14 protein-coding genes and 1 pseudogene are annotated in these 15,049 nt (G+C 65.8%); 8 read left to right on the forward strand and 7 right to left on the reverse strand.

Features of this window, described 5'->3' with window-relative positions:
* Positions 1-32 precede the first annotated feature (32 nt).
* Positions 33-1,451 (forward strand): WS/DGAT/MGAT family O-acyltransferase, encoded by a 1,419-nt coding sequence (locus G6N15_RS09690; RefSeq protein WP_083088774.1) that lies wholly within the window; start codon positions 33-35, stop codon positions 1,449-1,451.
* Here G6N15_RS09690 and G6N15_RS09695 read toward each other — a convergent pair.
* From G6N15_RS09695 to G6N15_RS09705, 3 genes are read right to left on the reverse strand one after another with little or no spacing between them, the layout of a single operon-like run.
* On the reverse strand, positions 1,448-2,683 hold the full coding sequence (locus G6N15_RS09695) for an alpha/beta hydrolase (RefSeq protein ID WP_083088758.1): 1,236 nt from the start codon (positions 2,681-2,683) through the stop codon (positions 1,448-1,450). The two genes, G6N15_RS09690 and G6N15_RS09695, sit on opposite strands and share 4 nt — an antisense overlap.
* A gap of 7 nt (positions 2,684-2,690) precedes the next feature.
* Positions 2,691-4,331: an acyl-CoA ligase FadD12 gene (fadD12, locus tag G6N15_RS09700; RefSeq protein ID WP_083088757.1), complete on the reverse strand. Its 1,641-nt coding sequence runs from the start codon at positions 4,329-4,331 to the stop codon at positions 2,691-2,693.
* A gap of 13 nt (positions 4,332-4,344) precedes the next feature.
* Positions 4,345-5,151: a 1-acyl-sn-glycerol-3-phosphate acyltransferase gene (locus tag G6N15_RS09705; protein ID WP_083088773.1), complete on the reverse strand. Its 807-nt coding sequence runs from the start codon at positions 5,149-5,151 to the stop codon at positions 4,345-4,347.
* Between the two features lie 215 nt (positions 5,152-5,366).
* Between G6N15_RS09705 and G6N15_RS09710 the strand changes: the two genes are divergently transcribed.
* Together G6N15_RS09710 and G6N15_RS09715 are read left to right on the forward strand one after the other, a co-directional pair.
* The gene (locus G6N15_RS09710) at positions 5,367-6,149 is read left to right on the forward strand and encodes a crotonase/enoyl-CoA hydratase family protein (RefSeq protein ID WP_083088756.1); all 783 of its coding nucleotides are present in this window, start codon (positions 5,367-5,369) and stop codon (positions 6,147-6,149) included.
* 12 nt (positions 6,150-6,161) lie between these two features.
* The gene (locus tag G6N15_RS09715; RefSeq protein WP_083088755.1) at positions 6,162-6,998 is read left to right on the forward strand and encodes an arylamine N-acetyltransferase family protein; all 837 of its coding nucleotides are present in this window, start codon (positions 6,162-6,164) and stop codon (positions 6,996-6,998) included.
* Here G6N15_RS09715 and G6N15_RS09720 read toward each other — a convergent pair.
* Entirely contained in the window at positions 6,995-7,435 is a 441-nt protein-coding gene (locus G6N15_RS09720; protein ID WP_163748301.1) for a TetR/AcrR family transcriptional regulator, read from the reverse strand. The genes G6N15_RS09715 and G6N15_RS09720 overlap by 4 nt on opposite strands.
* Here G6N15_RS09720 and G6N15_RS09725 point away from each other — a divergent pair.
* The 3 genes from G6N15_RS09725 to G6N15_RS09735 all read left to right on the forward strand — a co-directional run bounded on the left by G6N15_RS09725 (position 7,359) and on the right by G6N15_RS09735 (position 9,662).
* Positions 7,359-7,712, forward strand: coding sequence for a methyltransferase family protein (locus G6N15_RS09725; protein ID WP_232070389.1), 354 nt, complete (start codon positions 7,359-7,361; stop codon positions 7,710-7,712). The genes G6N15_RS09720 and G6N15_RS09725 overlap by 77 nt on opposite strands.
* A 124-nt stretch (positions 7,713-7,836) precedes the next feature.
* Positions 7,837-9,336 (forward strand): class I adenylate-forming enzyme family protein, encoded by a 1,500-nt coding sequence (locus tag G6N15_RS09730; protein WP_083088753.1) that lies wholly within the window; start codon positions 7,837-7,839, stop codon positions 9,334-9,336.
* Positions 9,337-9,365: 29 nt separating this feature from the next.
* Entirely contained in the window at positions 9,366-9,662 is a 297-nt protein-coding gene (locus G6N15_RS09735) for a hypothetical protein (RefSeq protein WP_083088752.1), read from the forward strand.
* Between the two features lie 25 nt (positions 9,663-9,687).
* Here G6N15_RS09735 and G6N15_RS09740 read toward each other — a convergent pair whose 3' ends face one another.
* Positions 9,688-10,263, reverse strand: a complete 576-nt coding sequence (locus tag G6N15_RS09740; protein WP_083088772.1) for a TetR/AcrR family transcriptional regulator — start codon at positions 10,261-10,263, stop codon at positions 9,688-9,690.
* 568 nt (positions 10,264-10,831) lie between these two features.
* On the opposite strand from G6N15_RS09740, the gene G6N15_RS09745 reads away from it, so the two are divergent.
* Positions 10,832-11,386: a nuclear transport factor 2 family protein gene (locus tag G6N15_RS09745; RefSeq protein WP_083088750.1), complete on the forward strand. Its 555-nt coding sequence runs from the start codon at positions 10,832-10,834 to the stop codon at positions 11,384-11,386.
* A gap of 17 nt (positions 11,387-11,403) precedes the next feature.
* Here G6N15_RS09745 and G6N15_RS09750 read toward each other — a convergent pair.
* Together G6N15_RS09750 and G6N15_RS09755 are read right to left on the reverse strand one after the other, a co-directional pair.
* A pseudogene (locus tag G6N15_RS09750) lies at positions 11,404-12,769 on the reverse strand (aldehyde dehydrogenase family protein).
* Between the two features lie 43 nt (positions 12,770-12,812).
* Positions 12,813-13,910 (reverse strand): acyl-CoA synthetase family protein, encoded by a 1,098-nt coding sequence (locus tag G6N15_RS09755; protein WP_083088749.1) that lies wholly within the window; start codon positions 13,908-13,910, stop codon positions 12,813-12,815.
* Between the two features lie 96 nt (positions 13,911-14,006).
* Between G6N15_RS09755 and G6N15_RS09760 the strand changes: the two genes are divergently transcribed.
* Complete coding sequence (locus tag G6N15_RS09760; RefSeq protein WP_083088748.1) at positions 14,007-14,993, forward strand: FAD-dependent oxidoreductase; 987 nt, start codon at positions 14,007-14,009, stop codon at positions 14,991-14,993.
* Positions 14,994-15,049 lie beyond the last annotated feature (56 nt).

Raw genomic sequence — 15,049 nt, forward strand, 5'->3', positions numbered from 1 at the left:
ATGTAAGGTCCGTGCATGAGGAAGGCGCGACCGTGAAACGGCTGAGCGGGTGGGACGCGGTACTGCTGTACAGCGAAACGCCGAACGTCCACATGCACACGATCAAGGTCGGGGTGATCGAGCTGGACCCGGACCGGCGTGACTTCGGCATCGACGAATTCCGGCGGGTCATCCATAGTCGGCTCTACAAGCTCGAGCCGTTCTGCTACGAGCTGGTGGAGATCCCGTACAAGTTGCACCACCCGATGTGGCGGGAGAACTGCGACGTCGACCTGACCTACCACATCCGCCCGTGGCGGCTGCCGGCCCCGGGAGGGCGCCGCGAGCTCGACGAGGCCATCGGCCAGATCGCCAGCACCCCGCTGGACCGCAGTCGCCCGCTGTGGGAGATGTACTTCGTCGAGGGCCTGGCCAACAACCGGATAGCGGTGGTGGGCAAGATCCACCACGCGCTCGCCGACGGCGTGGCCTCGGCCAACCTGTTGGCCCGCGGGATGGACCTCCAGCCGAACTTCGAGCCCTCTCGCCGCTCGTATGAGGCGGACCCCGCACCGACCAGGGGGCAGCTGTTGCGCTCGGCATTCGGCGATCATCTGCGACATGTCGGCCGGCTTCCGCGCACCATCGGCTACACCACGCAGGGGTTGGCCCGGGTGCGCCGCAGCTCCCGCAAACTGTCGCCGGAACTCACTCGGCCGTTCACGCCGCCACCGACGTTCATCAACCACATGCTCACTCCCGAGCGCAAATTCGCCAGCGCGACTTTGGCGTTGGCTGATGTCAAGGAGACCGGCAAGTCGCTCGGCGCCACGATCAACGACATGGTGCTGGCCATGTCAGCCGGGGCGCTGCGCACCCTGCTGCTGCGCTATGACGGCAACGCTGACCATCCGTTGCTGGCGTCGGTGCCGGTGAGCTTCGACTTCTCCCCGGAGCGGGTTTCCGGCAACTACTTCACCGGGATGCTGGTGGCGCTGCCCGTCGACCTCGAGGACCCGTTGGAGCGGACGCGGCTGTGCCATGAAAACGCTGTGTCCGCCAAGGAAAGTCACCAGCTGATGGGACCAGAGCTGGTCAGCCGCTGGGCCGCCTACTTCCCGCCGGCACCGACCGAGGCTTTCTTCCGGTGGCTGGCCGGCCGCGACGGGCAGAACAAAATCCTGAACCTGAACATCTCCAATGTTCCCGGTCCGCGCGAGCGCGGCCGGGTCGGCGGTGCGCTGGTCACCGAAATCTATTCGGTGGGACCGCTGACTGCCGGCAGCGGGCTGAACATCACCGTGTGGAGTTATGTCGATCAGCTCAACATCTCGGTGCTGACCGATGGTGCCACCCTCAAGGACCCTCACGAGGTGACCGACGCGATGATCGATACCTTCGTGGAAATACGCAGGGCTGCAGGGCTTTCCGAAAAGCTGACCGTTGTCGAGACCGCGATGGCGCAGGCCTAGCGGCGCGACGTCGCGTAGACCCACGACAGAAAACGCCCAATCGCCGTAGCGCTGTGGCGGGCGCGGGGGGACCCGAAAATGTCGAAAGCGTGCTGGGCGCCCGGCAATTCCGCATAGGCGACGGGCGAGGTCGACACCTCGCGCAGTGCACTGACGAAATCACGCGCCTCGGACACCGGAATCAGCGAGTCATCGCGCCCGTGCAGCACGAAAAACGGTGGCGCACCCGAGGATAAGCGTTTGATCGGCGACGCGTCGAGAAATATCTGCGGATCATCGGCTCGTCGGCGCTTGACGACGAACCGCTCCAGAAACGCGATGAACTCGGCTCGTCCCGCGCCGTCCGTGGAGAACCAGTCATAGCGCCCGTACACCGGCACCGCAGCCACCACCGAGATGTCGACGTCGGCGAACCCGGGCTGGAACCGCGGATCGTTGGGCGTCAGCGCTGCCAGCGCTGCCAGGTGTCCGCCCGCCGACTCGCCGGTGAGCACCACGAAGTTCGGATCGCCGCCGGCGTCGGCGATGTTCTGCTTGACCCAGGCCAATGCCCGCTTGACGTCGACGATGTGATCCGGCCAGGTGTGCGCCGGGCTGACCCGGTAGTCGATCGACACGCATACCCAGCCGCTCGCGGCGAGATATCCCAACAGCGGGTAGCCCTGCCCGCGCCGCCAGCCCAACACCCACGCCCCGCCCGGGATGTGCACCAGCACCGGTGCGTGTCCGTCGCGCGGCAGGTCGCGGCGGCGCCAGATGTCGAGCGTGTTCGCGCGGCCATGCGGACCATAGCGGACAGTGGCCGTTTTCTCCACATATGTGCGGCGGGCCAAGCCGGTGCGCAACACACCTGTCGGGCGCGCTATGCGCGTGGCCGTATTCGATTGGACCGCACGGTAATCCGGGCCTAGCGCGTCACGCAGTGCCGCGTCGAGATACGGTGCCGACCGGACACCGCGGCGGTGGATGACCCACAACATCACCCATGCGACCACGGTCAGGCACAAGGCCAGACGACCCGGCACGCCGGCGAAGTCGCCGCGGCGGGCGCGGCGCAGCGCGTCGAGCAGCGAGCCGCCCAGCAGCCACGGCGCCAGCTCGGTGGTGGGCCAGCCCACCGCGAACACCGGAATCGTGACGTAGCCCTGGCGTGCCAGCGGCCGTAATCCGTTGGCGGCGTTGGCCAGTTCGGCGGCCGCGCGAAGCACGGTGCGGCTCGGATGGGTTGTCACGAAGCCGCTAGCCGGCGTTTCCGATCCGGGCAAGCAGCTCGCCGCGATGGATCTTGCCGGTGCTGCTGCGGGGCAGCTCGTCGAGGACCACGATCTCGCGGGGCACCTTGTAGTTGGCGAGGTTGTCGCGCACGTGCTGCTTGAGGTCATCCGGGGTGGCCGAGGCGCCGCTGGTCAGCACGACGAACGCCGCCAACCGTTGGCCGTATTGGTCGTCGTCGACCCCGAGCACCGCGGCCTCGTCGACCTCGGGATGGGCGGTCAGGGTCTTCTCCACCTCGATCGGATAGACGTTTTCCCCGCCGGAGACGATCATCTCGTCGTCGCGGCCCACGACGTAGAGCCGTCCGGCTTCGTCGAGGCGGCCGACGTCGCCGGAGGCCATGAATCCGTCGTGGAAGTCTTTGGTGGAGCACGTCGTATAGCCGTCGAACAGACTGGTGTTGCGCACGAAGATCTGACCGACCTCGCCGGTGGGCACCGGGCGGAACTCCGAATCCAGAATGCGAATCTCGGTCCCGGGCGCGGGCTTTCCCGCGGTGTCGGGTGCTGCCCGCAGATCCTCGGGAGTCGCCGTGGCGATCATGCCGGCCTCGGTTGCGTTGTAGTTGTTGTAGATCACGTCGCCGAACTCGTCCATGAACTTAGTGACGACGTCGGGGCGCATCCGCGAACCCGACGCGGTGGCGAACCGCAACGATCGTCCGCTGTACTTGCGGCGCACCTCGTCGGGCAGTTCCATGATCCGGTCGAACATCACCGGCACCACGCACAGTCCGGTGGCCTGGTAGCGGTCGATGAGCTCGAGGGTGGCTTCCGGGTCGAACTTGCGTCGGGTTACCACGGTGCAACCCAGCGATGCGGCGAACACGAGCTGCGAGAACCCCCAGGCGTGAAACATCGGCGCCACCACTACCGTCGTCTCCTCAGCGCGCCACGGCACCCGGTCTAGGATCGCTTTGAGTTCGCTGGTCCCACCGCCGGAACGCTTGGCGCCCTTGGGGCTTCCGGTAGTTCCCGACGTCAGCAGGATCAGTTTCCCCTTCTGCTGCGGCCTGGCCGGCCGCTCGCCGCTGTGCGCGGCAATGAGCTTTTCGACGGTCAGCTCGTGGTTGTCCGGATCATCCGTCCACGCAACGACGCGTGTGGTGTCCGGCCGGTCGGTCAGCGCGCGATCCACCGAGCCGGTGAACTCCTCGTCATAGATGATCGCGTCGGCGCCTTCCCGCTCGACGACCTCCGCCAGCGCGGGCCCGGCGAACGAGGTATTGAGCAACAGCACGTCGGCGCCGAGCCGGTTGGCGGCAACCAACGCCTCGACGAACCCGCGATGGTTGCGGCACATGATCGCGATGACCGGAGGGCTGCCGCCCGGTAATGCCTGCAGCGCCGCCGCCAACGCGTCGCAGCGCTGGTCGAGTTCGCGGTAGGTGAGCGTGCCCAGCTCGTCGATCAGCGCCGGGCGGTCGGGGCAGCGCTGCGCCGACATCGCGACGCCGCTTGTCATCGACATGCGCTCGCGGCGTCCTGCCGCGGCGATCCGAAGATACTTGTCCGGCCGCAGGGGTGCGATGATCCGCGCCCGGGCCAAAGTGCTGAGCAGACCGCCGATTTCGGTGAAGCGGGTCAGCGCGCTCGGGCCTGCCATCGCAGCCACCCGCTTAGCCGATCACCGGGAGGCGGCGTTCTTTGGCTAACGTGTCGAGCGCCTTTTGCATCACCCGGCGGACGTGCGCGTCGACCGCGTCGACGTCAGGTTCCGGGCCGAACTCGGCCGTGATGTCGATCGGCTCGAGCACCTGCATGACGATCTTGGTCGGCAGCGGGATATTGACCGGCAGCACCACCGAAGGTCCGAACGGGAAGCCAATGGAAATCGGCAAGATCTTGGACCGCATCAATTTGTCGAGCCGCAGCAGGCGCGCCAGACCCATACCGCGGGACAGGTAGAGCTGGTTTTCCTGACCGCCGATGCCCACGGCCGGCACGATCGGAACCCCGGCGTTCAGAGCCGCCCGCACATAACCGGTACGACCATCGAAATCGATCTTGTTCTCCGACAACGTCGGCCGGTACACGTCGTAGTCGCCGCCGGGGAACACCACGACCACCCCACCGGAGCGCAACGCCTGCTCGGCGTTTTCGTGGCTGGCGCGGATAAAGCCGGTGCGAATCAGAAAGTCGGCCGTCGGACCGTTGAACAGCAGGTCGTGACTCAACGTGTAGACGGGACGGTCATAGCCGAACTTCTCGTAGAAGCCGGTGGCGAAGACCGGAACGTCCATCGGGAACAGCCCGCCGGAGTGGTTCGACACCACCAGCGCACCGCCCGGTGGGAAGCTGTCGAGGCCGCGCACCTCCGCGCGGTGATAGCCCTTGATCAGCGGCCGGATCAAGCCGATGACGCGTTCGGTCAGGCCGGGATCCCACTTGGAGATCTCTGTGGGCTCCGTATCGATGGCAGTCAACGCGTCCCCCTGACCTAGCACGGATTTGCTGTGATGTTAGCCCGGCGACGATGCGGGCTGGGCGGCAGCCCGAGGAGGAGCCGGGCAATCGAATCGAGCCCGGCAACGATGCGGGCTGGGCGGCAGCCCGAGGAGCCGCACCCTCCGCGAGCGACGACCGCGGATACGATCGCCTGGTCATCTGTCCCTGAGTTGGAAGGGAGCGTCACAGCGTCGTGAGCGCAGAAGCCGAAAACAGCCAGCCCGTAGTCCTAACCGAACAGCGCGACCGCATCCTGATCATCACGATCAACCGCCCGGAGGCGAAGAACGCGGTCAACGCCGCGGTCAGCCAGGGCCTTGCCGATGCGATGGACCACCTCGACGGCGATACCGGGCTTTCGGTGGGGATTTTGACCGGGGCAGGTGGCTCGTTTTGTGCGGGCATGGATCTCAAGGCGTTCGCGCGTGGCGAGAACGTCATCGTCGAGGGCCGCGGCATGGGCTTCACCGAGCGTCCGCCCGCCAAACCGGTGATCGCCGCGGTCGAGGGCTACGCGCTGGCCGGCGGCACGGAACTGGCGTTGGCCACCGACCTGATCGTGGCGTCGACGGATTCGGCGTTCGGAATCCCCGAGGTCAAACGCGGGCTGGTCGCCGGCGGGGGAGGGTTGCTGCGGCTGCCGCAGCGCATCCCATACGCGATCGCCATGGAGCTGGCGCTCACCGGCGACAACCTGCCCGCGGAACGGGCGCATGCGCTGGGGCTGGTCAACGTGTTGGCCGAGCCCGGCAACGCACTGGACGAGGCGATCAAGCTCGCGGAGAAGATCACCGCCAACGGTCCACTTGCAGTGGCGGCCACCAAGCGGATCATCGTCGAGTCGCGCGGTTGGAGCCCGCAGACGATGTTCGCCGAGCAGATGAAAATCCTGATGCCGGTGTTCGCGTCCAACGACGCCAAGGAAGGGGCGATCGCGTTCGCCGAGAAGCGGGCGCCGCGCTGGACCGGGACGTGAGTTCGGCGCGCGATGGCTGAGCACGACATCGATGTGGCGGCCTATTTCGCGCGCATCGGGTATTCGGGGCCGCCCGACGCCACGTTGGAGACATTGACCGAGTTGGTGGCTGCCCACGGACGCTGTATCCCGTTCGAGAATCTCGATCCGTTGCTCGGAGTCCCGGTAGTCGATCTCGGGCCAACAGCGCTGGGCGACAAGCTGATCCGCCGCCGACGCGGTGGCTACTGCTACGAGCACAACAATCTCATGCGATATGTGCTGCAGCACTTGGGTTTCGAAGTCGATGCGCTGGTCGCGCGGGTGGTGTGGATGAGCACCCACGGATTAGACGGGCCGCCCACTGCAGAGGACCATCAGGCGCTTGCCGTACGTATCCCTGATGTCGACGACGTGTTCCTGGTGGACATCGGCTTCGGCGGCCAAACCCTGTCTTCGCCGATCCGCTTGGTAGCCGGGGTGATCCAGCAAACCAGACACGAGCCGTACCGGCTGCAGACCTATGGTCGAGGCTATGTGTTGGAGGCGCTGGTGCGCGATGTTTGGCAGCCTCTTTATACCTTTACCAACGAGCCGCGCCCGCTGATCGACCTCAAGGTCGGAAGTTGGTATGCCTCAACAAATCCCGAGTCGCCGTTCGTCACCGGGCTCACTGCTGCGCTGGTCACCGACGACGCCCGATGGAATCTACGGGGGCGCAACCTCGCCAGGCATTCCCGCAGCAAGACCGAGCGAACCCGATTCGATACCGCCGCTCAAGTACTCGACGCGCTGACCGACACGTTCAAGATCGACGTGTCCGGGCTGGGTGACGTCGAGGCGCGGGTGGCGGAGGTGCTTGACAGCTAGTACGGGTTCGGTTCGGTGAGGTAGCGCTGCACCGTCGGCCCCACCCAGGCAACCAGCTCCTCGACGGCGCTCGAGGCGATCGGCTCGATGCGAAGCTGGTAACGCGCGAAGGCGAGCCCGGCCAGGTGACTGGCCACCAGCTCCACGCGGAGTTCGGCATCGGCCACCCCGAATTCGGCGGCCACCCGCTCGGCGATCGGCCCGGCCATCGCGTCGTGCAGCACCTGGCGGGCCCGCGGCTGAATCGCCGCCGATCGCCACAACGTCAGGAACGGCTCGTAGACGCCGCCGTCGTCCCAGTGCTCGAGGAAGCGGCGCACCAGGCGCGGGCCGATCTGCTCGGCGCCCTCGTCGAGCAGCGTGGCCAGCTTGCTGATCTGGACGGTGGTGCTGTTCGACCGCGTCGGCGAGGGAACCCTCGGTCTGGGTGAGGTGATGGGAGAGCCGGTGCACCTCGTCGTACGGGGTCCCTATCAGCATGTGCGCAACCCGATGATCACCGGTGTGCTGTGCATTCTGCTCGGCGAGGCAGCTATCACCGCGTTGGCTTGGCTGCTGGCGTGGTTTGCGACGTTCCTGGTGTTCCAGGCCACTGCCATCCGGTTCTGGGAAGAGCCGCATCTCGCCGAGCGCTACGGCAGCGAATACCTGGACTATCGTCGCAATGTGCCGCGCTGGATCCCGCGAATTTCTGGATGGGAGCCGGCCAGGTAGACCTCTCGCAGCACTCCCGAAGGGCATTTCGGTTAGGTGGTCTACAATACAGTTTTGGGCGCGAGTGTCACGTCCCACCCAAAGGCTGATTTCGAAAAGGGTTTAGGCACAGAGGGATTCGAGGATGAGCATTTCGTTACTTCTCGAGATGGCTGTGTCGAGCAATCCGGATCGAACCGCCGTGGTCTGTGGCGACGTCCGGTTGACCACCCAGCAGCTGAGCGACCTGGCCGACGGCGGGGCGGGCGTCATCGCCGAATCGAACGTGCACCACGTCGCCTATGTCGGCACCGGCGGCGTGATGCTGCCGCTGCTGATCTTCGCGTCGGCGCGTGCCGGGCTGGCGTTCACGCCGATCAACTACCGGTTGTCCGCTGACGGTATTCAAACCTTGATCCGGCGGCTGCCAAAACCGCTGGTGATCGCCGACAGCCGCTACCGCGAGATGGTCGGCGACGTCGGCCGGCAAACGCTGTTGTCCGACCAATTCTTCAGCGACGCCGGCACCGCCGCACCGGCCGCGGAGTTTCCCGACCCCGACGCGGTGGCGATCGTGTTGTTCACCTCTGGCACCACCTCGCAGCCCAAAGCGGTCGAGTTGTCCCACAATAACCTCACCAGCTACATCACCGGCACGGTGGAATTCGACTCAGCGGAGCCTGACGACGCCGCGCTGATTTGCGTGCCGCCCTACCATGTCGCCGGGGTGGGCGCCGCGCTGTCCAACCTCTACGCGGGCCGCAAGATGGTCTACCTTCCCGACTTCGACCCCGAGGAATGGGTGCGGCTGGTCAACGCCGAACACGTCACCACCGCGACCGTGGTGCCCACCATGCTCGACCGCATCGCCCGGGTGCTGGAGCAAAGCGGCCACGAGCTGCCGTCGCTGCGCAACCTGGCCTACGGCGGCTCGAAGGTGGGGTTGCCGCTCGTCCGCCGCGCCCTTGAGCTGTTGCCGAACGTCGGTTTCGTCAACGCCTACGGGCTGACCGAAACCAGCTCGACGATCGCCGTGCTCACCCCGGAGGATCACCGGCAAGCCTTGGCCGCGTCCGATACCGCGGTGGCGAAGCGGCTCGGGTCGGTCGGCCAGGCCGTCCCGGGCATCGAACTGCAGATCCGCGACGAAAACGGTGCAGTGCTCGGGCCGGGCCAGACGGGTGAGTTGTTCGTCCGTGGGGATCAGGTGTCCGGCCGCTACACCGGAATCGGCTCAGTGCTCGACGACGACGGCTGGTTCCCGACCAAAGACATCGCCATGCTCGACGAGGACGGTTACCTGTTCATCGGCGGACGTAGCGACGACACCATCATTCGCGGTGGCGAGAACATCGCTCCGGCTGAGCTCGAGGACGTGCTGATCGAACATCCCCAGGTGCGCGACGTAGCAGTGGTGGGTGTCGACGACCCCCAGTGGGGGCAGGCGATCGTCGCGGTGGTCGTGCCGGCCGGAGGCGCCGAACCCGACCCCGAGGATCTGCGCGCATACGTCCGCAGAAGCTTGCGGGGTTCGCGTACGCCCGACCGGGTAGTGTTTCGTGACGAGCTGCCAACCAATGCGACCGGCAAGGTCCTGCGCCGCGTGTTAGTCGACGAACTTCGTGCCGCCCCGGCCGAGCAGTAATAGGGAAGCGACCAGTAGAGGACCACGCCATGATCAAGAACGGAACCCGCCTCGCCAGCCAGGTGTGCGACACCCAGGTGATCGTCGTGCGGACCGCCGACAGCCTCGAGGACTTGCGCTGCGGCGGTGCCCCGATGGTGCCGATCGGCGCCGAGCGGTCAGGCGAGCTGAACCCGGCGTTCGCCGACGGCACCGTGATGGGCAAGCGCTACGTCGACGAGAACGGCGCCGAAGTACTGGTGACGAAGGCCGGCGCCGGCACCCTGACCATTGGCGAGACCCCGCTGCAACTCAAAGAGGCCAAGCCGCTACCGGCCAGCGACTGACCGGTCCACCAATAGCCGCCTTCCGTTACCGCGGGCGATGCGGCACGCCATTGCGGCGGACGAAATCCCGTGCCTTGATAAGGAATTCGAGCTGGTCGGCGACTTCGCGTAGCGGTTCGGCGCTGCGCGTCGAGCGGCACAAAACGACGGCGCCTTCAAGCGCGGCGATCCACGTCACCGCCAGCGAGTCCGCGTCAGCCTGGTCGAAGCCGTCGGCGGCGAAGGCCCGGCTCAGTGCTGCGCGCCACCGGTCGAAAATCCGGCCCGCCTCGGTGGTCAGCCGCGGTTCGTCGTCGGCGGAGCCGATCGCTGCAGCCACCACCGGGCAGCCGGCAGTGAAGTTACTGTCGGCCAGCAACTGTTCCCAGTACTCGACGAAGTGACGTACCAGTGCCATCGCGCCTCGGTCGGCCGCCGCATCGATGGTGGCGGTGATCGCCTCACCGGAGTAGCGCAGGGCCTCGGTAAGGATCTGGTTGCGGCCGTTGGGAAAGTGGTAGTAGACCGAGCCGCGGGGTGCGCCGCTGCGGGTCAGCACTTCGTCGATGGTGACGCCGGCCGCGCCGCGCTCACGCATCACCTCAGCGGCGGTGACCAGCATGTTGGTGCGGGTGTCCCCCCGTTTCTTCCGCGCGGCGTCTACTGCCGTCGACACGATCGCCGTCCCCCTTGATGCCGGATCGTTTACGTCGTTTATGCAGCGGGCGAGTGACGGAGCTGCGAGGCGCGCCAGTGCAGGTGGCTTCGGCCGAACCGCACGCTCCGCCATGGCTGGCTGCGCTGGTCGGAGACCTCACGGGTGAACCGATGACCCGCAAAATTGAGCTCGATAACCCACATCCTTATCTCCTGACTCACAGGCCAGATGCGCCGACCCACGACTATGCACAAGAGCATACAACATACACACACGCTAACGAAGTAAGGCTTTGCTTCGACGAATTTACTGCCTAATCCCGAGGCTTTGGGCTGTTGGCGCATCCAGGAGTATGCAGGGTCGCATAATCACTGGTCCTGAAAACGGAGAGCGCCGTTATCGCGGCGAGGCGATCATTTATCCAAGGTTTGACCAACACGCCCAAGTGTGGTCGGTTAACTGAAGGTGAACCGATGGTAAACTGACGGTGCTTTCGTGCTCGAACCAACGCACCACCCCGAGAGGTGTGGTAATGCCGGACTTGCCGCCCATCGTTCTCGACAGTGATGTCGATCTCGCAGACCGGACAAGCGCGGTCGACTTCATCAACCGCGTGAACTTGCTGTTCGATGCCGGGGCCATCGATGCGATGGTCGAGGCCTTCCTCCCGAATTGCGTCATGTACCACACCCAAGGCGTCAATCGTGGCCATGCGGAGATACGGCGGTTCTTCCAGCAGGCCTACCCGTACAGTGTCCCGGGCGTCAGCCGGCTGGCGACCAACCCGATCGTCGATCGTGACGGTGACGGGGTGATCGTCCGCTACCACAACCTTCTCGTGAGGTATGCGGCGCCGGACGACGGCATGGTCACTGGCGAGGTGCTTGATACGCCGGAGGAGTTGCCGGCGATCTGGGTTTACTCCGCGATGACGGATCGCCTGCGGCGAACAGACCGCGGCTGGAGGATCTTCGAACGCCACGTCGGGCCGACGACCATGAATGACCGCTGGCGTCCGATTGCTTGCAGCCCGAGTTACGGCTCGGCCTATTTAGACCAGTACCTGCCTCGGGCAGTAGCGCGCTGACAATTTGGCGCGCAGCGTCAGTCGCGAACAAAACCCTTGGTGCGCATCAGAAAATCCGCCAGGAACCCGTCGTGCGGGACCTCGGGTGCGCTGTAGTAGGTCGGGTGGCGGCCGTAGTAAACGTTGGCGACGGTGGGCTCGGCTAGTAGCGCGTCGATCAACGCTTCGTCGTTGGTGATGGCGGTGACGACCAGCGAGTGCCGCAGCGGAACAGTCCCGTCGTCCCGCGACCACGGCGACACCCACACGCACGGAAACGGCAATTCGGTGTTGAGCTTGTTGACATCGGGCGCGGCCAGCACATGCACAGCGGGGCGCAGGGCGGCACAGCCATCGCCGAGCGTGGCGACCACGCGATCGGCGCCGAGCAACGGCGTCGTCCCCGCGGATTTGGCCGCAAGATAGTTCGCCAGTTGATGAGCCTTGTCCAGACTTTGGGTGGGCAGGATCGCGCGCTCGTCCTCGGTCGGTCGCGGCTCGATCGTCGACAAGCGCTCGGCGATCGCCTGCGCTAGCGGTGCCGGGTCGCCTTCATAGAGCACGGCGGTGGCATTGACGCAGGCCATCCCACCCAGGTGAGCGATCGAGTCCACGATGGTATCGAGGTGGTCGCGCCAATCCTGGTCTGCGGTGATCAGAATTTTGGCGCGTCCCGGGCCGTTGACGAACACTGTCGGATCGTTGGCGTATGCGTCGACGAGGTGCTGGTCGCCGTAGACCATGGCCAGGTCGGCCCATCGGATGACTTCGTCGGCTCCGTCATGGTCTGTCGGCAGATAGGTAACGTCCTCCGGACGAAAGCCGTTGTCCCGCAGAGCGTTTATGAGACGGTGCGCGGTGAACGGCTCGCGGCTCGACGGGCGGATCGCTACCCGGTAGCCCAGCGCCAGCGCCTGGGGCCACAGGCCGTGAACGCCGGGACCGTTGCCTGAGGCATGGACGGCGAACACCTCGCCGCGGCGGGTCCACACCGCGCCGCCGCTGCGTACGCACTCTTCGCGCCAGTCCAGCGCCGCCCCGCGAGGGCGAGCCGGCCGCACCGCATCGAATGCCGACGCGACGCGGTCGGCGACCCCGCGGGGCCCCGGCGCGGGTCACGGTGATCGGCAGTCCTGATACTCGGCTGGCGAGCCCGACGTAGGTCTCGAATTCCAGTCCGGCGATCACCGTCGTGGCGAACGCGTCGGCGGCGGCGGACAGCGCGGCCTGGCGCTGCGCGAGCGGCAACGGCTGCGTTTTGCGCTGCGCGCTGATGCTGCGCGAAACATAAAGCGGCGGCGCAATACTCAGCTCCGCAACCGGCACACCGGTCGTGGTGGCAATAACTTGGCGGTTGCGCGTCCGATACGGCCCGTCCGGGCCGAGTGCGTCGAGAAAGACCAAGCCGGTTGCAGCGCCGGCTTGTTGATTGGTCAGTGACGTCACGTCAATACACACCTTCGATGACGACCTCGCCGTCGAATGTGGCCACCGGCTGCACCTCGCTCAGCGAGTCGCCGACCTGTCCTGCTGGTCCCGGCATTCGAATTGCGCTGTCCCGTTCCAGGTTGTTCGGTATGAACATGCCCTTGCTGAGGTGGTTCATCACCACCTGACCGCGTTGCCCGTACCTCACCTGTTCCCCGGTGTCGGGGTCCACCACCGAGAACACCACATACGGTGTGCGCGGGTCGAAAACGAACGGCTCGCCGTCGCCGGCGCTGCGGGTGCTGGCTTGCGACAGGATCATGGTGCTGCCGAAAACCATCGTGATCGCGGTATCCGGAAAGATTCCACGAAGCAGATCCAGGGTGTCGGCGTCGACGTGGGCGCCGCTGAGCAACACGTAGCGAATCTTCTGGTTCACCAAGTCCACCACGTCATCGCGGCGGGCGATCATATCCAGCAGCGGGGGAGTGGTGTGCATGTTCGCGACATTTTGGCTCCGCAGAACGTGGACCGCCTGCTCGATCACGTGGTCGACGTAGGCAGGCACCTCGGATGCGGCGTTGCGGGCGGCAATCTTTTTGACCCAACGGGGATCGAGGTCGATCGAGTGGAAAATCGAGCCGAGCCGAGCAGAGACATGACGGGAAAAATAACCCACGCCGTGCGGTCCGCTGGGCATCATGCACAGGAAGCCGCGGCCCGGCAGAAAGCCGCCCGTAGCGAAATCCTCGGTCTGCCAGCGGATGACTTGCTCGATCCAATCGGGCATTTGCACGGTCCGTTTGGGGGGACCCGTGGTGCCACCGGACTCGAAGATTTGGGGAACTGGTGGCGGCGAACCGTACCCGCGTGGAATCAGCTCCTCCACCGGCGCATTGCGCAGTTCGTTGACAAGGTTGGGAAACAAGCGCAGATCCGCGAAGCTGTTGATGTCGGTCAGTGGGTCGAAGTTCAGTGTGGCGGCAGTGCGCAACCAGAACGGCGAACCGGTCTCTTCGGTGAAGTGCCATCCGACCACGGCACGCAGGTAGGCTCCCGGATCTTGAACCGGCTCTGAGCGGGGCACGTCCAACAACGACAGATCGACTCCTGCCACGCCACCGATCTTGGCGCACCACCGACCACCCGGCAATCGCAGGCGTCGTCTGCGAGGTCGTTAGCCGACGCCAACGCCGGCCGACACAATAAGACGATGAACGGTCGATCAAACAACGCGGAACCGGTCGTGGTGGTCGGTGCCGGGGTGAGCGGACTGACCACAGCGATCTGTTTGGCTGAGGCGGGTTCGCCGGTGCAGGTGTGGGCGGCGGAGCCGCCAGCGCAGACCACCTCCGTCGTCGCGGGAGCGCTCTGGGGGCCCGCCTTCCAGGAGTCGCCCACCCAAACTCTGGCGTGGATGGCGATATCACTGCGCGAGTTCCAGCAGCTGGCCACCGTTCCCGATACCGGGGTGCGGTTGGCGCCCGTGCTGGTAGTCGGCGAGTTGGCGAACGTCGACGAGCTGCCGCCGCAGGCCTACCTGATCCCCGAGCTTCGGCGCTGCGCTGCCGCGCAGGTTCCGGCGGGGTTCCGTCAGGGTTTTCAGGCGACGATGCCGCTGATCGACATGCCGCGCTACCTGCAGTACCTGGTGGGCCGTCTGGCCGCGGCGGGCGGACAGATCCACATCCGCCGGGTGGAGTCATTAGCCGATGCCGCCCAGTCCGCACCGATCGTGGTCAACTGCACCGGTCTGGGTGCGCGCGAACTCGCCGGCGACGACACGCTGGAACCGCTGTTCGGCCAGCACGTGGTGCTGAGCAATCCCGGGCTGGATCAGGTGTTCCTTGAATTGACCGAGGGTGCGGACTGGACGTGCGTCTTTCCGCATCCGCAACGAGTGGTCTGCGGTGGGATCAAGGTGCCGGGCCGCTGGGACCGAACACCCGAACCTGAAGTAACCGAGCGGATCCTGCAGCGATGCAGGGCGGTCGAGCCGCGTCTGGCCGACGCCGAGATTATCGAGATCGCCACTGGACTGCGGCCGGGCCGCCCAGCCGTGCGGGTCGAGGTCGAGCCCTTGGGCTCGGCACGCTGCGTGCACAATTACGGCCACGGCAGCAACGGAGTCACCCTCTCTTGGGGTTGTGCCCGCCAGGCCGCGAAACTGGCATTGGCGTCAACAGCGTCTCGGGAGTGATCCAGAGCCAAAAATCAAGTGGCACAATAGGAAAGCGTCGCTTCAGCGACCCGGCG

The sequence above is a fragment of the Mycobacterium noviomagense genome, assembly GCF_010731635.1.
GTDB classification, from domain to species: Bacteria; Actinomycetota; Actinomycetes; order Mycobacteriales; family Mycobacteriaceae; genus Mycobacterium; species Mycobacterium noviomagense.